Origin of the sequence: Roseinatronobacter thiooxidans (assembly GCF_001870675.1) — a bacterium.
GTDB lineage: Bacteria > Pseudomonadota > Alphaproteobacteria > Rhodobacterales > Rhodobacteraceae > Roseinatronobacter > Roseinatronobacter thiooxidans.
The window spans coordinates 255,441-276,231 of the sequence record NZ_MEHT01000044.1 but is presented as its reverse complement, the minus strand read 5'-3'; the positions used below and the strand labels follow the sequence as shown (position 1 = coordinate 276,231).

Annotated in this window: 20 protein-coding genes; 8 read left to right on the top strand and 12 right to left on the bottom strand. The window is 62.5% G+C overall.

The window, feature by feature from the left end; all coding sequences use genetic code 11:
• Positions 1–9: 9 nt before the first annotated feature.
• The 6 genes from lnt to BG455_RS13625 form a co-directional block, all read right to left on the bottom strand.
• Positions 10–1,524 carry an apolipoprotein N-acyltransferase gene (lnt, locus tag BG455_RS13650; RefSeq protein ID WP_071470525.1) on the bottom strand — a complete coding sequence of 505 codons (1,515 nt, stop codon included), beginning with the start codon at positions 1,522–1,524 and terminating at the stop codon, positions 10–12.
• A 25-nt stretch (positions 1,525–1,549) separates the two neighbouring features.
• Complete coding sequence (locus BG455_RS13645) at positions 1,550–2,422, bottom strand: transporter associated domain-containing protein (protein ID WP_071470524.1); 873 nt, start codon at positions 2,420–2,422, stop codon at positions 1,550–1,552.
• Positions 2,423–2,437: 15 nt separating this feature from the next.
• A complete protein-coding gene (ybeY, locus tag BG455_RS13640) occupies positions 2,438–2,959 on the bottom strand; it encodes an rRNA maturation RNase YbeY (RefSeq protein WP_111361121.1) in 522 nt (173 codons plus the stop codon).
• 5 nt (positions 2,960–2,964) lie between these two features.
• Positions 2,965–3,981 (bottom strand): PhoH family protein, encoded by a 1,017-nt coding sequence (locus BG455_RS13635; RefSeq protein ID WP_071470523.1) that lies wholly within the window; start codon positions 3,979–3,981, stop codon positions 2,965–2,967.
• A 176-nt stretch (positions 3,982–4,157) separates the two neighbouring features.
• The gene (gene miaB, locus BG455_RS13630; protein ID WP_071470522.1) at positions 4,158–5,477 is read right to left on the bottom strand and encodes a tRNA (N6-isopentenyl adenosine(37)-C2)-methylthiotransferase MiaB; all 1,320 of its coding nucleotides are present in this window, start codon (positions 5,475–5,477) and stop codon (positions 4,158–4,160) included.
• A 32-nt stretch (positions 5,478–5,509) separates the two neighbouring features.
• A complete protein-coding gene (locus BG455_RS13625; RefSeq protein ID WP_071470521.1) occupies positions 5,510–6,247 on the bottom strand; it encodes an endonuclease/exonuclease/phosphatase family protein in 738 nt (245 codons plus the stop codon).
• A gap of 100 nt (positions 6,248–6,347) precedes the next feature.
• Here BG455_RS13625 and BG455_RS13620 point away from each other — a divergent pair, with 100 nt between their 5' ends.
• Positions 6,348–7,523, top strand: coding sequence for a TIGR03862 family flavoprotein (locus tag BG455_RS13620; protein WP_245735555.1), 1,176 nt, complete (start codon positions 6,348–6,350; stop codon positions 7,521–7,523).
• A 102-nt stretch (positions 7,524–7,625) separates the two neighbouring features.
• Here the strand turns inward: BG455_RS13620 and BG455_RS13615 are convergent, their stop codons facing one another.
• Together BG455_RS13615 and smc are read right to left on the bottom strand one after the other, a co-directional pair.
• On the bottom strand, positions 7,626–8,867 hold the full coding sequence (locus tag BG455_RS13615; RefSeq protein ID WP_071470520.1) for an MFS transporter: 1,242 nt from the start codon (positions 8,865–8,867) through the stop codon (positions 7,626–7,628).
• A gap of 62 nt (positions 8,868–8,929) precedes the next feature.
• A complete protein-coding gene (gene smc / locus BG455_RS13610; RefSeq protein WP_071470519.1) occupies positions 8,930–12,379 on the bottom strand; it encodes a chromosome segregation protein SMC in 3,450 nt (1,149 codons plus the stop codon).
• A gap of 208 nt (positions 12,380–12,587) precedes the next feature.
• Here smc and BG455_RS13605 point away from each other — a divergent pair, with 208 nt between their 5' ends.
• On the top strand, positions 12,588–13,799 hold the full coding sequence (locus BG455_RS13605) for a TsoY family (seleno)protein (protein WP_071470518.1): 1,212 nt from the start codon (positions 12,588–12,590) through the stop codon (positions 13,797–13,799).
• Positions 13,800–13,914: 115 nt separating this feature from the next.
• Here the strand turns inward: BG455_RS13605 and argF are convergent, their stop codons facing one another.
• Positions 13,915–14,841, bottom strand: a complete 927-nt coding sequence (gene argF, locus BG455_RS13600; RefSeq protein WP_071470517.1) for an ornithine carbamoyltransferase — start codon at positions 14,839–14,841, stop codon at positions 13,915–13,917.
• A gap of 75 nt (positions 14,842–14,916) precedes the next feature.
• On the bottom strand, positions 14,917–16,092 hold the full coding sequence (locus BG455_RS13595) for an aspartate aminotransferase family protein (RefSeq protein WP_071470516.1): 1,176 nt from the start codon (positions 16,090–16,092) through the stop codon (positions 14,917–14,919).
• Here BG455_RS13595 and BG455_RS17370 point away from each other — a divergent pair.
• Positions 16,091–16,234 (top strand): hypothetical protein, encoded by a 144-nt coding sequence (locus BG455_RS17370; protein WP_170124696.1) that lies wholly within the window; start codon positions 16,091–16,093, stop codon positions 16,232–16,234. The two genes, BG455_RS13595 and BG455_RS17370, sit on opposite strands and share 2 nt — an antisense overlap.
• Here BG455_RS17370 and BG455_RS13590 read toward each other — a convergent pair.
• Positions 16,231–16,566 carry a DUF2794 domain-containing protein gene (locus BG455_RS13590; RefSeq protein WP_071470619.1) on the bottom strand — a complete coding sequence of 112 codons (336 nt, stop codon included), beginning with the start codon at positions 16,564–16,566 and terminating at the stop codon, positions 16,231–16,233. The genes BG455_RS17370 and BG455_RS13590 overlap by 4 nt on opposite strands.
• Positions 16,567–16,710: 144 nt before the next feature.
• Between BG455_RS13590 and BG455_RS13585 the strand changes: the two genes are divergently transcribed.
• The 4 genes from BG455_RS13585 (at position 16,711) to BG455_RS13570 (ending at position 19,694) form a co-directional block, all read left to right on the top strand.
• On the top strand, positions 16,711–17,838 hold the full coding sequence (locus BG455_RS13585; protein ID WP_071470515.1) for an S-(hydroxymethyl)glutathione dehydrogenase/class III alcohol dehydrogenase: 1,128 nt from the start codon (positions 16,711–16,713) through the stop codon (positions 17,836–17,838).
• The gene (locus BG455_RS13580) at positions 17,835–18,341 is read left to right on the top strand and encodes a GNAT family N-acetyltransferase (RefSeq protein ID WP_342742045.1); all 507 of its coding nucleotides are present in this window, start codon (positions 17,835–17,837) and stop codon (positions 18,339–18,341) included. The genes BG455_RS13585 and BG455_RS13580 overlap by 4 nt, the downstream gene beginning before the upstream one ends.
• Before the next feature lie 69 nt (positions 18,342–18,410).
• Positions 18,411–19,118 carry an NYN domain-containing protein gene (locus BG455_RS13575; protein ID WP_071470514.1) on the top strand — a complete coding sequence of 236 codons (708 nt, stop codon included), beginning with the start codon at positions 18,411–18,413 and terminating at the stop codon, positions 19,116–19,118.
• Positions 19,119–19,187: 69 nt separating this feature from the next.
• Complete coding sequence (locus BG455_RS13570) at positions 19,188–19,694, top strand: DUF1643 domain-containing protein (RefSeq protein WP_071470513.1); 507 nt, start codon at positions 19,188–19,190, stop codon at positions 19,692–19,694.
• Positions 19,695–19,700: 6 nt separating this feature from the next.
• Here BG455_RS13570 and fabA read toward each other — a convergent pair whose 3' ends face one another.
• Positions 19,701–20,210: a bifunctional 3-hydroxydecanoyl-ACP dehydratase/trans-2-decenoyl-ACP isomerase gene (gene fabA, locus BG455_RS13565; protein ID WP_071470512.1), complete on the bottom strand. Its 510-nt coding sequence runs from the start codon at positions 20,208–20,210 to the stop codon at positions 19,701–19,703.
• Between the two features lie 137 nt (positions 20,211–20,347).
• Between fabA and irr the strand changes: the two genes are divergently transcribed.
• A complete protein-coding gene (irr, locus tag BG455_RS13560; protein ID WP_071470617.1) occupies positions 20,348–20,785 on the top strand; it encodes a Fur family transcriptional regulator Irr in 438 nt (145 codons plus the stop codon).
• Positions 20,786–20,791: the final 6 nt, after the last annotated feature.

The following is a 20,791-nucleotide window of genomic DNA, read 5'->3' as shown; positions in this document are numbered from 1 at the left end:
AGGCGCGCGTTACTGTGTGCGCCGCATCTTGCCCGCCAGCACAGCCCCGCCCGAGAATAGCACCAGAAGCAGCACCATCGGCCAGTCGCCGTGGCGGGCGTAAAAGGTGGGGGGCAAGGCCCCCGGAATCGCGCCATCCAGATACCCTGTCTGGCCCAGCCCCAATTCTGCGACCACCCCGCCGCGTGCATCAATGAAGGCGGACACTCCGGTATTGGCCACGCGCAAGACGGGCAAGCCCTGTTCCACTGCCCGCAGACGCGCTTGCGCCAGATGCTGGAACGGGCCGGTCACTTCGCCGAACCACGCATCATTCGTCACTTGCAGCACCCAGTCAGGGCGTGCTTCCGTGCGCAGATGGCGGGGAAAGATCGACTCGTAGCAGATCAGCGGCAGCGCCTGCCCCAGTGGCCCCAGATCCAGCACTTGTGGGCCGGGGCCGGGGCTGTAGCCCAGCAGCGCGCGGCCTGCCAGCCCGCCAACAGGCGTGCCCATCAGCCACTCCCCAAAGGGGATATATTCGCCAAAGGGTACAAGATGGTGCTTGTCATAAATATGGGTGACATCTGCATCGGTGTTCAGAATCGCAAGGCTGTTGAAATAGCGCCCGCCCTCGACACGTTGCACGCCAAAGCCCACGCGCGCCTCCGGCCCGTGCAGGGCTGCTGCATCCGCGATCATATCCAACCCTTCGCCTGCATATTCCAGCAAGAACGGGACCGAGGTTTCGGGCCATAAGATCAGCTTTGGTGCAGGCGTTGTGGGGCTGGCCGTCTGGTCCAGCAGGCGGTTGAAGTAGAGAAACATGTTCTCTTCGTGCCATTTCTCGGATTGGGGGGCATTGGGCTGTGCAAGGCGTATGATCGTATCGCGCGTGGGCGGCAGTTCGGTCCGGGCACTGCCCCAGCCCCAAATGGCTGCAAACAGCGCAACCGACAGTGCCGCGCCTGTGGCGCGCAGCGGCCAGTCGCGCCCCAGAACGGGCAACACTGCCGCCAGCACCAGCAGCAGGCTTAACCCGCTTGCCCCTGTCACAGCGGCAAGCTGCATCACGGGTGTGCCGATCAGCGCGTGGCCCAGCATGGCCCATGGAAAGCCCGTAAAGACCCAGCCGCGCAGCATCTCTGATAGCACGATCAGCACGGCCAGCACCGCAAGGCGCCAGCGCCCCTGCGCAAGCCGTGCCGCCAGCACACCGGCCAAGCCCCAGAACAGTGCCATTCCGCCTGCCATCAGCACCAAGGCGAAAGGGGCCATCCATCCGTGAATTTCAGGTTCGACGAAAAACGGCTCGATGATCCAGAACAGGGCGGCACCGAAATACCCCGTACCCGCCAGCCACATGCGCCCGCCAAAGGCGCGCGGCGTGGCCGACAGGGGCAGCATGGCGAACACGCCCGCCAGGGCGGCGATGGTCAGCCACCACCAGCCCAATGGGGCCTGTCCTGCGGCTGCAAGCAGGCCCAGCCCGCCATAGGCAAGCGCAAGCTGCGCAGTGCTGTGCCAGCGGGGTGGGGCAGTCATCGGTCTAGCGGGCGGTCAGCAGGCATCATTCCGCAGCGTCACGCAAGGATTCGGGCAAATGCACGCGCAACCGCTTGATCCGGCGGGGTTCGGCATCGATCACCTCGAATTCCAGCCCCGAGGGGTGCGCAATCACTTCTCCGCGCACGGGCACACGCCCCGACAGCAGAAAGACCAGACCGCCCAGCGTGTCGATTTCCTCTTCCTGCTCTTCATCCGTCAGGGCAAAGCCCAACTCCTCTTCCAAAGCGGACAGGGGCGCGCGCGCATTGGCCAGCAGGCTGGCTTCGCTTTCGCGCACAATGTCGGCCTCGTCTTCGGTGTCGTGCTCGTCTTCGATCTCGCCCACCACCTGTTCCAGCAGGTCTTCGATGGTCACAAGCCCGTCAACCCCGCCATATTCGTCGATGACAAGGGCAAAATGCGTCCGTTCCGCCTGCATCTTGCGCAGCAGAACCGACAGCGGCATGGACGGGGGGACATACAGGATCGGGCGCAGGATGGCGCGCAGATCGATGGCATGGTGGCCGTTAAACCCGTAGCGCAGCGCCAGATCCTTCAGCAACAACAGGCCCAAAGGCTTGTCGAGGGTTTCGGAATAGACGGGAATGCGCGAATAGCCGGATTCGCGGAATTCTGCGACAATATCGGGTAATTCCGCGCCTTGCTCTATCGCAACGATTTCGGCCTTCGGGATGGCGACATCCTCGACCTTCAGGCGCTGCAGATTGGCCAGCCCCGGCAAGGTCTGTCCCAAAGCATGCGCCCGGTCGGGGTTATCCTCATCATCGGGGGTCAAGGCATCAAACAGGCGGCCAAACAGGCCGCGCGTGTCATTCTCTCTGGAATCCTCAAGCGCGCGCTGCGCTGCTCTAGATCCGTCCGTCGTATCGCCCATTTTTCCTTTCCAGTATCATACGGGCATCTCGGCCCCAGCATCATATGGGTCCGATACCCCAAGAAGTGCAAGTATCAAGACCTCGGTTTCTTCCATCAGCGCGGCATCTTTGTCACGGATATGGTCATAGCCCAACAGATGCAGCACCGAATGCACGATCAGATGTGTCAGATGGTTATCGAAACTTTTGCCCTGTTCAACTGCCTCTCGCGCGCAGGTCTCATAGGCCAGCGCAATATTGCCCAATGGCTCTGGGTCATCGGGGCTGCCTGCCTCGGGCGGGTGGGGCGCGTCGCCATCGGTTTCGGCGGACAAGTCCCATTCGGGCCAGCTAAGCACATTGGTGGGGGTTGGCTTGTCGCGGAAATCGGCATTCAGCGCTGCGATGCGCGCGTCATCGCAGGCCAGAAGCACAATTTCCACCCCCTCTGGTGCAAGGCCCAGATGGCGCAGCGTGGCCTCTGCCGCCTTGCGGGCCAAGCGTTCCAACATCGCCTCATCCCAGCGCGGGTCTTCGATCACCACATCAACCGGCACGGGGTTCAGGCTCCTTGTTCTTCGTCGCGCTCATAGGCTTGGATGATCCGCGCGACCAGCGGGTGGCGCACCACATCGGCCGAGGTGAAATAGCTGAACCCGATCCCGTCAACACCTTCCAGAATACGTTCTGCCGCGCGCAGGCCCGAATGTACGCCGCGCGGCAGGTCGATCTGGCTGCGGTCGCCCGTGATCGCCATGCGCGAGCCTTCGCCCAGACGGGTCAGAAACATTTTCATCTGCATCTCGGTCGCATTCTGCGCCTCGTCCAGCACAACAAAGGCATTGGACAGCGTGCGCCCGCGCATGAAGGCCAGCGGCGCAATCTCGATCCGGCGTTCTTCCATCAGCTTTTGCAACTGCTTGCCGGGCAGAAAGTCGTTCAGCGCGTCATAAAGCGGCTGCATGTAAGGATCGATCTTTTCCTTCATGTCGCCGGGCAGAAAGCCCAACCGCTCGCCCGCCTCGACCGCGGGGCGCGACAGCAGGATTTTATCCACCAACCCGTCAGAGAACATCTGCACCGCGACAGCCACTGCAATATAGGTCTTGCCGGTGCCCGCAGGGCCAATGCCGAAATTCAACTCATGCTTCAGCAGCGCGCGGGTATAGTCTTGCTGCGCCTTGGTGCGCGGCGCGATGATTTTCTTGCGCGTGCGGATTTCCAGACGCCCCGTGCGGAACATCTCCAACTGCTCGGCCGGGCCATCAGGGGTTTCAGGGGCAGAGCCCAGTTTTATCAGCGCGGCCACATCGCCCGGCTCGACGCTGCGGCCTTCTTCCAGCCGTTCATACAGCGCTTCAAGAATGCGCACCACTTGCGCGCGCGCCTCATCCGTGCCGATGATGTCCAGCTGGTTCCCACGCCGGATGATCTGCACACCCAGATGGCTTTCAAGATGGGTCAGGTTGCGGTCATATTCGCCGCACAGATCGACCAGCAGGCGATTGTCGGAAAATTCCAGATGCGATGGCACGCTGCCTGTCGCAGGGGTCGGGGGGGTCAAGGCGCTGATGCCCAAGCAATTCTCCCTATGATGCGGCCAAAAACGACCGCGAGTCTCTTATGATATGCTGCCAACGGACAGTTTGTCACGCAAGCATTGTTTTCACATATCGCGGGCAAACCGGCCAGATTCAGCCAATTTGCACAGATACACCCCTATATCTTGGGCCGGATGCGCGCGTAACCACTGCGTCACACCAGCACACCCGCCAGAGAGTTCGAGGTGCGCCCCGTAATCCGCACCCGCGCTATCTGCCCGATCTGCGGGCGCGGGTCTGTCACATGCACCGCGTGCAGATATTCGGACTTGCCCACCATCTGCCCCGCCTCGCGCCCTGTCTTCTCGAACAGAACCGAGACATCGCGCCCGATCATGGCGTCCTGCGCGGCATATTGCTGTTCGGTCAGCAGCGCTTGCAGGCGCTGCAACCGCTCGGCTGCGACCTCATCGGGCACAGTCGCACGCTCTGCTGCAGGGGTGCCGGGGCGGGCGGAGTATTTGAAACTATAGGCCTGCCCGTAGCCCACTTCGCGCACCAGCGCCAAAGTATCTTCAAAATCCTGATCACTCTCGCCGGGGAATCCCACGATGAAATCGCCCGAGAGCAACAGATCAGGCCGCGCCGCGCGCAACCGCGCGATCAGGCGAATATAGCTTTCGGCTGTGTGCTTGCGGTTCATCGCTTTCAGAATCCGGTCACTGCCCGATTGCACCGGCAGATGCAGATAGGGCATCAGCTTCGGCTCATCCCCGTGGGCGGCGATCAGATCATCTTCCATGTCATTGGGGTGCGATGTGGTGAAGCGGATACGCTCCAACCCCTCGACCTGCGCCAAGGTGCGGATCAGCCGCGCAAGGCCCCAATCCCCATCTTCGCCCGCGCCATGATAGGCATTCACATTCTGCCCCAGCAGTGTGATCTCGCGCACACCGCGCGACACCAGATCGCGCGCCTCGCTCAGGATGCGCGCGACAGGGCGCGACACTTCCGCCCCGCGCGTATAGGGCACCACACAAAAGGCGCAGAATTTATCGCACCCTTCCTGCACTGTCAGAAACGCTGTTGGCCCCCGGCCTGCGCGCGGGCCTTTGGGCAGATGCTCGAACTTGTCTTCTTCGGGGAATTCGGTGTCAACCGCGCGCCTGCCTTCGCGCACCGCCTTTTCCATGGCAGGCAGCCGGTGATAGGTCTGCGGCCCCACCACCAGATCCACCAGCGGCTGGCGGCGCATGATCTCTTCGCCCTCGGCCTGCGCCACGCAGCCTGCAACGCCAATCTTCAACTCGGGGTTGGCGGCTTTCAGCGCCTTGAACCGGCCCAATTCCGAATAGACCTTTTCCGCCGCCTTCTCGCGGATATGGCAGGTGTTCAGCAAGATCATATCCGCATCATCCGCCCGATCCGTCGCCACATAGCCCGAGGCACCAAGCGCCTCTGCCATCCGCTCGCTGTCATAGACATTCATCTGACAGCCATAAGTCTTGATGAAAAGCTTCTTTGCTTCGGCCATGGGGCCCTCTCGCGCGATTGGGGAACTTGCGCTCACATAACCGCGCTTTGCACGCGGGGCAAGTTCAGCGCCGCACGAATGGGCAGATGGTCCGATGCCTTGCGCGCCAGAATACTGTCATGTGCCCGCAGATCGGCAATTTCCGCCCGCCTGCACCCGATAATCCGGTCCAGCGGCAAAACCGGCATTTGTGCAGGAAAACTGGCAATCGTCTGGGCCGAGCGTTTGACCGCGCGCAATTCGCGCCGCAAGGGCATCAGCGAACAGCCCGCCCCCAGCCGCCATTCATTGAAATCCCCCATCACCAGCGTGGGCCGCCCGTCCCCTTCCTCGATCGCCTTGGACAGAAACCGCGCCTGCAACAGCCGCGACTGGTGCAACAGCCCCAGATGCGCCGCAATCACCCGCAAAGGCTGGCCGTTGATGCGGATATCAGCCACAATCGCGCCGCGCGGCTCCAGCCCCGGCAGGGTGACGGCGCGCGCCTCTTCCACCTCTGCGCCGCGCAGCAGCAGCAGATTGCCATGCCAGCCATGCGCCCGCGCGCCCAGCCGGTCGGTCAGCGCAACGGGTGTCAGCCCTGTGGCCGCATGCAGCATGTCAGGGTCCAGCACCCCCCTGCGGTCGCCAAAGCGGCGGTCCACCTCCTGCAAGGCGACAATATCGGCCCCGATCTCTCCGATCACCTGCACCGTTCGTGCGGGATCACGCCGCATATCGGTTCCGACAGCTTTGTGAATGTTGTAGGAACTGACAATCAGATCGGACATGGGCCTCTTGGGGGGTGTTGGACTGCTCTGCTGTAAATATGTGGGTTTCGGGCGCGTTTCACAATATCAACCAACGCTCAAAGAATCGTTAAAGGGTGTCATGCAGGAAAAAGAGGCAATCGACGCGCTGGTTATCGGGGCAGGGCCAGCGGGGCTGATGGCGGCAGAAGTCATGGCGCAGTCAGGCCGCCGCGTGGTCATCTGCGAGGGTAAACCCTCGCCCGCGCGCAAATTCCTGATGGCGGGCAAATCCGGGCTGAACCTGTTGAATGCCGCGCCGCTGGAGACGCAGATCACCACCTATGCCGAGGCCGCTGACTGGCTGGCCCCGATGCTGCGCGCCTTCGGGCCAGATCAGATTGGCGCTTGGGCCACAGGATTGGGGCAAGAGCTGTTCACCGGCTCCTCCGGGCGCATCTTCCCGCATGCGATGAAAGCCTCGCCCTTGTTGCGCGCATGGCTGGCGCGGCTGGAGGGGCAGGGCGTCAGCTTGCGCCGCGGCTGGCGCTGGACAGGGGGCGCGTTCGATTTCGCAACCCCGCAGGGTGCGCGCACGCTCGCCCCCAAGGTTACAGTGCTGGCGCTAGGGGGCGCAAGCTGGGCGCGGCTTGGCTCGGATGGCGCATGGGCGGCACATCTTGGCGCGCGCGGCATCGCCTGCGCTCCGTTCCAGCCTGCCAATATGGGCTTTCAGGTCAAGTGGTCGGCCCATATGGCCCCGTTCTTCGGCCATCCCATCAAGGGGGCGCGCCTCAGCGCGGGCGCGCAAAGCCTGCGCGCGGAATTCGTGATCACCCGGCGCGGGGTCGAAGGGGGCGGCATCTACGCCCTTTCGCGCGCGCTGCGCGAAGGGGCCGCGCTGCATCTCGACCTCTTCCCTGACGTCACCTTGGCCGAAATGTCCGCCCGCCTTGCCCGCCAGCCGCGCAAACTCTCTACCGCCAACTGTCTGCGCCGCGCGCTCTCGCTCAAGGGCGCGCGTCAGGCGCTGGTGATGGAATGCGCGCGCCCGCTGCCCACAGCGCCAGATGCGCTTGCAACTGTCCTTAAAACCCTGACACTTCCCCTGCAAGGCCCGCACCCGATGGATGAAGCCATTTCAACCGCAGGCGGCATCCCCTGCGCGGCTTTCGACACGCGCCTCATGCTCCGCCAATGGCCCGGTGTTTTTGCCGCCGGTGAAATGCTCGACTGGGAAGCGCCCACAGGCGGCTATCTGCTGACAGCCAGCCTTGCCACTGGCCATTGGGCAGGCCACCATGCTGCTGAATTCTAACCCATTTTCTTGCTAAAAATACTCCGGGGGGCAAGGGGGCAGCGCCCCCAAACCCCGCCAGGGGCGATAGCCCGGATCGAGACTATCGCGCAAAACCTCTCGTCACACAGCCCGCAGGTTCAGCGCCCGCTCGCGCACCGGCAGATGCACAATGGCCGAGAACAGCCCAACCCCAACCCCCACCCACCAGACAAGCGTATAGTCGCCATGCAGGTCATACAGCGCACCGCCCAGCCAGACGCCCAGGAAACTTCCCAGCTGGTGGCTGAAAAACACAATCCCATAAAGCGTGCCCATATAGCGCAGCCCGTAAATATGCGCGATCAACCCAGAGGTCAGCGGCACTGTCGCCAGCCATAGCGACCCCATAACCAGCGAGAAGAACAGCACCGATCCCGGTGTGATGGGCGACAGGATAAAGGCCGCCGCCACCACTGTGCGCGCCATATAGATCGAGGCCAGCAGGTATTTCTTGGAATAGCGCTTTCCCAGCCACGCAGCTGCAATCGTGCCGCCAATATTGGCAAGCCCGATCAGCGAAATCGCCACCGCCCCCAGCGCCGATGTGGTGGTGATCCCGAAAGCGGCCAGCATCCCGTCAGGCGCGATGGGGCCGCACATCTCGGTCACCATTGCCGGAAAATGCGCGGTGACAAAGGCAAGCTGGTAGCCACAGGAAAAGAAGCCCAGAAAGATCAGCGTGAAACTGGGGTCACGAAACGCCTGTTTCAGCGCGGCCCCCATGCTTTGCTCCAGCTCGCCCCGGCTGGCGGGGGCGGGGCTGCGCATCATCGGCAGGGCGAACAGGCTTAGCAACACCATAGCCGCAAAGATGACGAACACGCTTTGCCATGAATAGAAGGACAGCAGAATTTCCGCCAGCGGCGCGCCAAACACCTGTCCTGCACTGCCTGCCGCTGTCGCAATCCCAAGCGCAAGGCTGCGGTTCTCATCGGAGGCCGCACGCCCCACCACTGCCAGAATGACGCCAAACCCCGTGCCCGCAATCCCGAAGCCCACCAGAATTTCCAGCAGCTGATGCGCGCCGGGCGTCACGGCGAAAGATGACAGCACCAGCCCTGCCGCATAGACCAGCGCGCCCAGAATGATGGCTTTGCGGTCGCCAAACTTCTCGGCAATCGCGCCGAAAATCGGCTGGCCAATGCCCCAAGCAAGGTTCTGAATGGCAATCGCTAGGGAAAACTCGGCCCGCAGCCAGCCGAATTCTTCGGCAATCGGAATCTGGAACACCCCGAAACTGGCGCGAATGGCGAAGCTGATCATGATGATGATGCAGCCGCCAATCAGGACAGGGGTCATCAGGGGCGCGCGGGTCTGGGTCATGTCGGATGCTCTGGTGAAATCAACATCTGAACATGTGAAATTATTGCAGCGTGGTCAAGCGCTCACGCGACAAGTGTTTCGGCCTGTTTCAGATCGACACTGACCAGCTGGCTGACGCCGCGCTCGCCCATTGTCACCCCGAACAGCCGGTCCATCCGCGCCATGGTCAGCGCATTATGGGTGATAATCAGATAGCGCGTATCGGCGCGCCGCGTCATTTCATCCAGCAGGTCGCAGAACCGTGCCACATTGGCGTCATCAAGGGGGGCGTCCACTTCGTCCAGCACACAGATCGGGGCAGGATTGGCCAGAAACACACCGAAAATCAGTGCAAGCGCGGTCAATGTCTGCTCGCCCCCAGACAGAAGCGACAGGGTGGACAGTTTCTTGCCCGGTGGCTGGCACATGATCTCCAGCCCCGCATCCAGCGGGTCGTCAGATTCCACCAGCACCAGCCGCGCCTCGCCCCCCGAGAAGAGATGCGTGAACAGCGTGGTAAAATTGGCGTTGACCTTGTCAAAGGCGATCAACAACCGCTCGCGCCCCTCGCGGTTCAGGGCGCTGATGCCCGATCGCAGCTTGGCGATAGCGGCTTCCAGATCGGCTTTTTCCTGAACCAGCGTGTCATGCTCGGTCTGCACCTCGCGGGCGTCTTCTTCGGCACGCAGGTTGACCGCGCCCAAAGCATCGCGCGCGCGGCGCAGGCGGATCAGTTCTTCGTCCAGCACGCTGGCATCGGCCATGGAGTCTGGGTCTGTGTTCAGTTGCGCCAGCAGCGCATCGGGCGCGCAATCCATAACCTCGTCAATGCGTGCTGCGGCAAGGGTGACCGTCTCGCGCGCCGCATCGCGCCGCGCTTCCAGACGTGCGCGTTCCTCGCGCGCATCCGCTGCTGCGCGTTCGGCCACGCGCTCGGCCTCGGTCGCCATGCGCAGCCCGTTTTCCGCGCCAAACAGCGCGTCCCGCGCGGTGGTGTGGCGCTGGCTTGCGCGGGCAATCTCGTCGGTTAAAGTTGCGCGCTTTGCGGCCATGTCTTCGGGGGCCATGCGCGCGGTTGTCAATTCGGCTTCGGCCTTGGCCTTGCGGCCTTCAAGATCGTGGATGCGGGTATCTGCACTGTCCAGCCGCAGCCGCCACCCGCTAAGGGATTTCGTGATCTCTTGCGCGCGAGCGGTGCGCGCGGTCGCTTCGCGGCGCAATTCATCCGCCGCTGCACGGCGCGAGATCATGGCGATGCGCGCCCCCTCGACACTTTGGCGCAGATCATCGGCGCGCGCGCGTTCGGCGTCCAGTTCGGGCAAGTCGGCCTGTTGGGCCTGCGCATCTTCCAGCACCCCGGCCAGATCGGCCATGTCTTGTTGCAGGCGTTCCAACTGCTCGGTGGCGGCATCCAGCCGGTTTATGGCGCCCGCCCGCGCGCTTTCGCTGCGCGACAAGGTGCGTGTGGCCTCGGTCAGGCGCTGGTCGGCGGCGCGGCGCGCCTCTCGCGCGCTGCGCTCGCCCTGCGCCAGATCATCCAGTCGCCCCTTGCGCGCATCATATGTGGCCTGCATCGCATCGCGCCGCGCGTCCAGTTGCGCCAGATCCGCGCGCAACACGTCCAGCCGGTTGATCTGTTGCAGGCGCAACGCAGTTGCGCTGGGCGCGTCACTGGCTGCCATATGCAGCCCGTCCCAACGCCAGACATCCCCCTCAACCGAGACAAGGCGCTGACCGGGGCGCAGTGCTGCTTGCAGCCGCCCCCCCTCTGCCGCGTCCACAATCCCGATCTGCGACAGGCGGCGCGCAAGGGCATCGGGGGCACTGACATGGGCGGCCAGTGTCGCCATATCCGCAGCAAGCGGGGCCGCGTCATCATAGGGCGCAAGTGTGACCCAGCCTGACCCTGTGCTGGCCAGTGGTGCGCGCAGATCATCGGCCAGCGCCGCGCCAAGGGCCTGTTCATAGCCTGCATCGACGCGCACCAGATCGAGCATGCGCGTGCCATCGCCGCGCTCGCGCGCCAACAAGCGCGCGAGTGCTGCCACCTCGGCGCGCAAGGTTGCGGTTTCGCCTTCGGCTTCGGCCAGCGCGCCGCGCGCCGCCGCCTCATCGGCCTGCGCCTGTGCACGGGCGGCCTCGATATCGGCCAGCGTGGCCTCTGCCTCTTCGGTCAGGGCTGCTGTGGCGTCCAACTCCTCCTGTGCGGCGTCCAACGCGGCTTCCAGATCGGCCAGCGCTGCTTCTGCCTCCAGCTTGGTCAGGCTGGCTTTGGTGCGCGCGCCCTCTGCCTTGGTCAGGCTGGTGCGCAATTCGCTGATCTGACGCTCTGCCGATTGGTGGCGCGCGGCCAGACGCGCGACATCTTCGGTGACACGGGCCAAAGCCGTTTCAAGGTCTTGCAGCGCCTCTGCCGCGTCAGAGGCGATTTGCGCGGCCTCTTCCAACGCGTCATCCTGCCCGTCTGCGGCCTTGGCGATCTGGGTCTGTTCCCATTCCAGCTGGGTGACCATATCCTGCGCGTCGCGGTTCAGGCTGGTTTCACGCTCGATATCCTTGGCAAGCTGGGCGATGCGCCCTTGCAGCGCTTCCAGCATTTCTTCGGCGCGGGCCTCTTCTGCGGCCAATGTATCGCGCTGCACTTCCAGCCGTTGCAAAACCGCGCCCGCGATGGCTTCTTCCTCGCGCAGGGCTGGAAGACCATCTTCGCAGGCCGCGCGCCGCTCTGCCGCGTGCGTGGCTGCGATTTCGGCTTCTGCACTGGTGCGAAGGGAAGTTTGCAGCGCGGCGTCTGCCTCCAGCCGCGCCTGATCCGCCTCGCGCCAGCGCCGGTACAGCAACAACCCTTCGACCTGCCGCAACCGCGCGCCGATCTGGCGGTAGCGTTCCGCCTGCCGCGCCTGCCGCGACAGTTGCGCCAACTGGCCCGCCAGTTGGTCAATCACATCGCTGATGCGTTCCAGATTGATTTCCGTGGCGCGCAGGCGCAGTTCAGCCTCATGCCGGCGTTGATAAAGGCCGGAAATGCCTGCCGCCTCTTCCAGAATGCGGCGGCGGGCCTTGGGCTTGGCATTGATCAATTCAGATATCTGGCCCTGACGCACAAGCGCAGGGCTGTGCGCGCCGGTGGAAGCATCGGCGAACAGCATCTGCACATCGCGCGCGCGCGCTTCCTTGCCGTTGATCTTGTAGGCGCTGCCCGCGTCGCGGGTGATGCGGCGCACGATGTCCAACTGGTCGGCATCGTTGAACGCCGCCGGGGCCAGCCGGTCGGTATTGTCGATCTGCAAATGCACTTCGGCAAAATGGCGCGCGCCGCGTGTGTCGGTGCCTGCGAAGATCACGTCTTCCATGCCTGCACCGCGCATGGCGGTGGGGCGATTCTCGCCCATGACCCAGCGCAGCGCTTCCAGCAGGTTCGACTTGCCGCACCCGTTCGGGCCAACCACGCCCGTCAAACCCCGATGAATCACCAGATCGGTGGGGTCGGTGAAGCTTTTGAAGCCATTCAGGCGAAGGCGGGTGAACTGCACGGTGGTTCAGACTCTTACAAGGTGACGCGCATAGTGTTGATCCTGACAGGCGGCGAGTCAAGATGTCTGCGCAGCATCTGGGCAATAGAACGCCAGCGGCTACAAAATATGGAGTATCAGGACAGGGCTTGCGACATTACACCACAGTGCATTTCCTCAATCACATAGACATATTCGCATTATGGAATTTGTTAGAGGAGACCAAGCCATGTCCCACCACCCGACACGCCCATCCGACAGCTACTCACCGCTCTATTTCCTTGCATCACTTGGGGCAGGGGGGCTGGCGGTGACCTTCTTCATGTGGCTGATGCACTGGATTCCCCATCCCGGCAAGACTGTGCCGGTATTCGAGGATATCACCGCCGCGTTCAGCGCAGGCTCGACGCTTACACAAGGCATGATTGGCGTGGCGATGATCGGCATCGCGGGTTTCTCGTTCCTGAACCTGAAACTGCTGGTCTGGAACCTGCGCCGCTTCAGCGCATGGTCAAAAACCGAAGGTTTTGCGAAGTTCAGCAAGACCAATGCGCAAAGTCAGGTCATGGCAATGCCACTGGCGCTGGCCATGTCGGTGAATGTGCTGTTCATCCTTGGCATGGTATTTGTGCCGGGGCTGTGGTCGGTGGTGGAATATCTGTTCCCTCTGGCGCTGGTGGCCTTCATTGCGATCGGGGTCTATGCGTTCAAACTCTATGGCGGGTTTCTGGGGCGGGTGCTGACCGAAGGCGGCTTCAACTGTGCGGCCAATAACAACTTCGGCCAAGTGCTGCCTGCCTTTGCCTTTGCGATGGTGGGCGTCGGTCTGGCCGCGCCGGCCGCGCTGAGCACTGTGCCTGCGCTGTCGGGGCTGGGGCTGGTGCTGTCCACCTTTTTCCTGATGACCTCTGGCCTGATTGCGGTTGTTGCGATGATCCTTGGTCTGCGGTCCATGATGGAAAACGGCGCGAACCCTGAGACCGCGCCCACATTGTCGATCATCGTGCCGCTGCTGGCTGTGCTGGGCATTCTCAGCCTGCGCCAAAGCCACGGGTTGGGCGCGCATTTCGGGTCAGAGGCGATGGCGGGTGAAACGCTGGTGATGCTGACGCGATTCCTGTCGGTTCAGGTGCTGTTTTTGCTGTTCGCAGGTCTGATCCTGATCCGTCAGGGCTATGCCAAACGCTTCGTGTTTGGCACCGAGACCTCACCCGGTTCTTACGCGCTGGTCTGCCCGGGTGTGGGTTTTGCAGTGCTGATGCATTTCTTCGTCAATAAAGGGCTGGTCGATGCAGGGCTGATCGTGAAATTCGGCGCGGGTTACTGGGCGTTGACGGCTGTGGCGCTGGCCTCGCAAGTGGCGATGATCTGGCTGGTTCTCCACCTCAACCGCCGCCATTTCGGCGCGCCGCGCAGCGCCATTGCAGTGGCAGCAGAGTAACGGCTGGAGGGGAGGTGCACGCGGGTCCCGGACTTGATCCGGGACCTCCGGTCCAACCCAGAGGCCCCGGATCAAGTCCGGGGCCGCGTTGTGTCAGGAGGGGCCGTTCTGCGCATCACTTGCCCAGACAATACCGCATGACCGCTTTTTGCGCGTGCAGACGGTTCTCGGCCTCGTCAAAGACCACCGATTGCGGGCCGTCCATGACGGCGTTGGTTACTTCTTCTTCCCTGTGGGCAGGCAGGCAATGCATGAACAGCGCGTCCGGCTTTGCCCGCGCCATCAGTGCATCTGTCACCTGATAGGGGCGCAGCAGGTTATGGCGCCGTTCGCGGTTGGACTGGCTGTCATGCATGCTGACCCATGTATCGGTGACAACCAGATCGGCCCCCTCAACCGCGCGTTCCGCGTCGCGGATGATCTCGACCTTTGCCCCTGACGCGCGGGCCAGTTCCACAAACTCCGGCTCTGGGTCCAGCGCCTCTGGCCCTGTGAAGGTCAGGTCAAAGCCGAATTGCCCTGCTGCATGCAGGAAAGAGGCGCAGACATTGTTGCCATCCCCTGACCAGACCACCTTGCGCCCTGCGATTGGGCCGCGATGGTCCTCATAGGTCTGGATATCTGCCATGATCTGGCAGGGATGGGTGCGGTTGGTCAGCCCGTTGATGACGGGCACAGAGGCATATTCCGCCAGTTCATGCAGCACGCTTTCTTCAAAAGTGCGGATCATGATCATATCGACATAGCGTGACAGCACGCGGGCTGTATCGGCAATCGTCTCGCCATGCCCGAGTTGCATCTCGGAGCCGGACAGAACCATCGTCTGCCCCCCCAACTGGCGCACGCCCACATCGAAACTCACACGCGTACGGGTTGAGGGTTTCTCGAAAATAAGTGCGACCATATGGTTCTTGAGCGGCTGGTCATCATCGGGGGCCGCTTTGGGGCGGCCAATGCGGGCCGCTTTCATGGCATGGGCCTGATCGATCATGGCGCGCAGGGCGGTTGTGTCCGTGGTGTGAATGTCGAGGAAATGCGGCATCGTCTGGACCTTCTTTCGGGGGCGGGAGCGAGGGCGCTGCCCTCGCGCTCCCGGGATATTTTGACAAGGATGAAATCAGTGCAGGGACCTTGCCGCGCTGTCGAGGCGGGTCACGGCTTCGCTGATCTCGTCTTCGGTAATGGTCAGCGGGGGCAACAGGCGAATGACATTGTCAGCCGCAGGAACTGTCAGCAGGAAGTCCGCCTGTGCGGCCTTGACGATTTCAGCATTCGGGGCGCGGCATTTCAGCCCCAGCATCAGACCTTGGCCGCGCACGCCCTCGAACAGGTCGGGATGGCCGGCGACCAGCCCTTCCAGCCGCTGGCGCAGCAGCGCGCCCTTGCGGCTGACAGCATCAAGGAACCCGTCTGCGGTGATAATCTCGACCACCTTTGCCCCGACCGCGCAGGCCAGTGGATTGCCGCCATAGGTTGAGCCATGCGTGCCGGCCCCCATGCCGGATGCGGCCTTTGCGGTGGCCAGCACAGCGCCCAAGGGAAAGCCGCCGCCAATGCCCTTGGCGACCATCATGATATCGGGCGTGATCCCTGCCCATTCATGGGCGAACAGCTTGCCCGTGCGCCCCATGCCGCATTGCACTTCGTCCAGCACCAGAAGCGCGCCGGTCTGGTCACACAGATCGCGCAAACCCTTCAGGCATTGATCAGGCAGGGGGCGGATGCCGCCTTCGCCCTGCACAGGTTCGATCATCACGGCCGCGACCGTGTCATCCAGCGCCGCGTGCAAAGCGTCGTGGTCGCCCCATGGCAGGGTTTTGAACCCGGGCATCAGCGGGCCGAAGCCTTTGGTCATCTTCTCGGACCCGGCCGCCGCGATTGCGCCGGTCGAGCGGCCATGGAACGCGCCTTCGAAGGTCAGGATAGTGGGGCGCGCGGCGCCCAGATCGTACCAGTATTTACGCACCATCTTGATGGCCAGCTCTGCCGCCTCGGTGCCGGAATTGGTGAAAAAGGCGGTATCGGCGAATGTGGCATCAACCAGCGCCTGTGCCAGCGCTTCTTGGGCGGGAATGCGGTAGAGGTTCGAGACATGCCACAGCGCCTGAGCCTGTTCATGCAGCACCGCGACCAGCGCAGGATGGGCATGGCCGAGCGCATTTACCGCAATTCCCGAGGTGAGGTCCAGATAGCGCGCGCCCGATGCTTCAATCAGCCAGCTGCCTTCGCCTCGAACGAAACTCAGCGGTGTGCGGTTATAGGTCGGCAAAAGGGCAGGGAAGGGTGCGGTCATGGATCAGATCCTGTTGAAGCAAAGCACTGACCTGCCAAAGCAGGGCAGCCAAGTCAACACAGGTTTTGCGGCGGCCCTGCATGAGGGGCTGTATAGGCTACGGGGACGCCGCGCAGGCACGGGGCTGTGTGGTGCCGCCTAATCCCCGATCACGCGCAGCATTTTGCGTTCCAGCACCTTGAGCACCTGCGCCAGATCATGCCCGCGCTTGAGGATCTGCCCATCCATGCCGATCACGCAATACATGCCCTGCCGGTTGCGCAGATCAGGGTGTTTCTCGATCCGGTAGAGCGGGTGTTCCGCTGTGCGGCGAAACACCGAGAACACGGCAGAGCGGCGCAGGCAGGATATGCCATAGTCGCGCCATTCCCCTGCTGCGACCATCCGGCCATAGAGCGACAGGATGACCCCAAGCTCTCGCCGGTCAAAACTGACCTGCGGGTCGGGGCTGCGGAACGGCGTTTGCATATTCATCTTAGGGAGTGTGGGGCGGGTTGCGCTGAAAATCAAGCCTTTGCTGCGCGCGGGGCAGGGAGGGGAAAAAATGGTGCCCATGCGCTTGCGAAGGGGTGTGCATTTGCGCCATGGTGGCGCCAGCAAGACAAGAGGAGTTAGATCATGCGCACGCGTGCTGCCGTGGCCCTTGAGGCCGGAAAACCACTGGAAATCATGGAGGTAAACCTTGAAGGCCCGAAAGCGGGCGAGGTTTTGGTGGAGATCAAGGCGACAGGGATTTGCCACACGGATGAATTCACCCGCTCTGGCGCGGACCCTGAGGGGCTGTTCCCGAGCATTCTGGGGCATGAGGGCGCGGGCGTGGTGATCGAGGTGGGCGAAGGGGTCACGACGCTGAAACCGGGGGATCATGTGATCCCGCTTTATACGCCCGAATGCCGCGAATGCTATTCCTGCCGGTCAGGCAAAACCAACCTGTGTACCGCCATTCGGGGCACCCAGGGCCAAGGGCTGATGCCCGATGGCACGACGCGGTTTTCCATGCTCGATGGCACGCCGATCTATCATTATATGGGCTGCTCGACCTTCGCCAACCACACGGTTATGCCCGAGATTGCATTGGCCAAAGTGCGCGACGATGCGCCTTTTGACAAGATTTGCTATATCGGCTGCGGGGTCACGACGGGGATTGGCGCGGTCATCAACACAGCGGGCGTCGAGATCGGATCGACAGCGGCAGTGTTCGGGCTGGGCGGCATTGGCCTGAACGTCATTCAGGGGCTGCGCATGGCGGGCGCGGATATGATCATCGGGGTTGATCTGAATGATGGCAAAGAAGAGATGGCGCGCAAATTCGGGATGACGCATTTCATCAACCCGTCCAAGGTTGACAATGTCGTGGCCGAGATCGTGCGCCTGACCCAGCGCGGGGATGACGCGATCGGGGGTGTGGATTATTCGTTCGATGCGACCGGCAATGTGAAGGTGATGCGTGATGCGCTGGAATGCAGCCACAGGGGCTGGGGCGTGTCGGTGATTATCGGCGTGGCCCCTGCGGGGGCCGAGATTTCGACGCGGCCGTTCCAACTGGTCACGGGGCGCGTGTGGAAGGGCACGGCTTTTGGCGGGGCCAAGGGGCGCTCGGATGTGCCGAAATTTGTGGATTGGTACATGAATGGCAAGATCGAGATCGATTCGATGATCACCCATAAACTGACGCTGGAGCAGATCAATGACGGGTTTGACCTGATGCATGAGGGCAAATCCATCCGCGCGGTGGTGGAGTTTTGAGCACGCGCACCATGGGCGGGGTGCAGATGCGCCCCGCGCTCGATGCCGATGAGCCTGCGCTTTGGGCGATGCTGGAGCCGGTCTTTCGTGCAGGTGAAACCTATGCGATAGACCCAGCTATCAGCCGTGCGGATGCGCTGCACTGGTGGCGGGGCGGGACGCATGATGCATTCGTGGCGCATAGGGCTGATGCCGTGCTGGGCAGCTATTACATTTGCCCCAACCAGCAGGGGGGCGGGGCGCATGTGTGCAATTGCGGCTTTGTCACGGCACCTGCGGCGCAGGGGCAAGGCATTGCACAGGCGATGTTGCTGCATGCGCTTGAAAGCGCGCGCTCAAAAGGGTTTCGGGCCATGCAGTTCAACTGTGTGGTCGAAACCAACCGCCGCGCTGTGGCATTGTGGCAGCGCAACGGGTTCGATATTGTGGGGCGGCTGCCCGCCGCGTTCCGGCACCCCGAGCAGGGCTATGTCGATGCGTTGGTCATGTACCGGGCGGTGTAACGGGGGCGCTGCCCCCGGCCCCAAGGGGCCTCCCCCGGGATATTTGGGCAAGGATGAAAGGAAAAGCGCATGGCGCGTGCAGGAATACCGCTTCTGGCGGTGCTGATTGATGCCGACAATTCTTCGCCCAGATGGGCCGAGGCGATTTTCGAGGAGATTGCCTCTCTCGGCGAGGCGAGCGTGCGGCGCATCTATGGCGATTTCTCGCGCCAGCAGATGTCAGGCTGGCAAGATAAACTGCCAGTGCTGGCGCTGGTGCCCCATCACCAGCCCGCCAATACAGTGGGCAAGAATTCCAGCGATATTGCGCTGGTGATCGATGCGATGGATTTGCTGCATTCGGGCCGGTTTGACGGGTTTGTTCTGGTCAGTTCTGACAGCGACTTCACACGGCTTGCCTCGCGCATCCGCGAACAGGGGCTGGATGTCTACGGGATTGGCCAGCAAAAGACGCCAGAGGCATTTCGCAAGGCGTGCAAGCGCTTTATCTTTGTCGAGAATATCCTGCCCGAGACAGAGCCGGACACAGCGGGCAAGGGCAAGAAGGCCGCGCCTGCGCAGGCTGTGCCGCTGATCAAGGCCGCGATGGCGCATATCGACAAGGATGAGGAGTGGTTCTCTCTGGGGCAGCTGGGCCAGTTCATTGTGGCCGCCAACCCTGATTTCGACAGCCGCAATTATGGTTGCGCGAAACTGAGCGAGCTGGTGGCGCGTGCGGGTGTGTTCGAGCTGCGCAAATCCGCGGGCAACACCATGCAGGTGCGGCTGAAGCCGTAAGGCTGTGGGTTCATGTTTGCGGCTGCGCGCTGATAGACTCCTGCTGCCTGCTTCAAGATCGGATGGCGCATGATTACACGCATTCATCAAAAGGGTGACGCGGCCTCTGTCGCGGTCTATTCACCCTGCATGGACTACCGCTATGTTCTGACGCGCGAATGGGCGGCAGAGCGCGGGCGCGCGCTGTTTGTCATGCTTAACCCCTCGACCGCGACCGAAGTGCAGAATGACCCCACAGTGGAACGCTGCGAGCGCCGCGCGCGGGCGCTGGGGTTTGGGGCGTTTCGCGTGTGCAACATCTTTGCCTACCGCGCCACCGATCCGCGCGTGATGCGCGCCGCCCCGGACCCTATTGGGCCGATGAATGACGCAGCCATAGCAGAAAGCGCGCCTTGGGCGGATCAGATCATCTGCGCATGGGGCACGCATGGCGCGCATCTGGAACGTGGCGCGCAGGTCGAGGCGCTGTTGCGCACCACCGGCCAGCCCCTATGGCATTTGGGGCTAAGCAAGCACGGCCACCCCAAACACCCTTTATATATCGGGTATTCGGTGCAGCCGGTGCTTTGGGAATAGTCTTTCTTACGCCTCGGACAGGGCGACTTTCATATCCTTGACCTGATAGATCACATCGCCATCGGCCTCGACAATGCCATCTGCCACGCCCATTGTCAGACGACGGGTCTGGATGGCTTTGGTGAAATCGATCTTATAGGTCAGCATTTTGCGGTCGGGGCGCACCATTCCGGTCAGTTTCACCTCGCCCACACCCAGCGCATAGCCGCGCCCCTGCCAGCCGCGCCAACCAAGGTTGAAGCCCGTCAACTGCCACAGCCCGTCCAGCCCCAGACAGCCGGGCATGATCGGATTGCCGGGAAAATGGCACTCAAAGAACCACAGATCAGGGTGAATATCGAATTCCGCCACGACATGGCCCTTGCCATGCGCGCCGCCATCGCCGGAAATCTCGGTGATGCGGTCCATCATCAGCATGGGCGGTGCGGGCAGTTGCGCATTGCCCGGGCCGAACAATTCGCCACGCGCGCAGGCCAGCAGGCCCTCTTTGTCAAAGGAACTTGGAAAAGCGGACATGTCATACTCCTGCAAGGGTTTTCTTCCTGTATCACTCTGCTCCAAGCGCTGACAACCCCGCCCACTTGTGCCGAGTGACCACCTGCACCTGATTTTCATTTGAAATTTACCGCGATCACCCTTTATATAGATACATGATGGATCAAGATTTCGCTTCACTGACCGACAAGGCGCTGACAACAGGCACCACATGGTTGACCCATGCGAAGGTGCGCCCGACCCGACAGCGCATGTCGCTGGCCGCCTTGCTGGTGGGCGATGGCCGCGATCGGCATGTGACAGCCGAAGGGTTGTTCCTTGCGGCCAAGTCCAGCGGCGAGTCGGTCTCGCTGGCGACGGTCTACAACACGCTCAAGGCATTTTGCGATGCAGGGCTGATGAACGAGATCACAGTCGATGCAACGCGGTCCTATTTCGATACCTGTGTTGAAGATCACCCGCATTATTTCTGGGAAGATACGCAGGAACTGACCGATGCGCCTTCGGGCGAAGTGGCGTTTTCGCGCCTGCCCAACCCGCCCGAAGGGGCGGAGATCGCGCGTGTCGATGTGGTGATCCGTTTGCGGCGGCGCTGAGGCAGC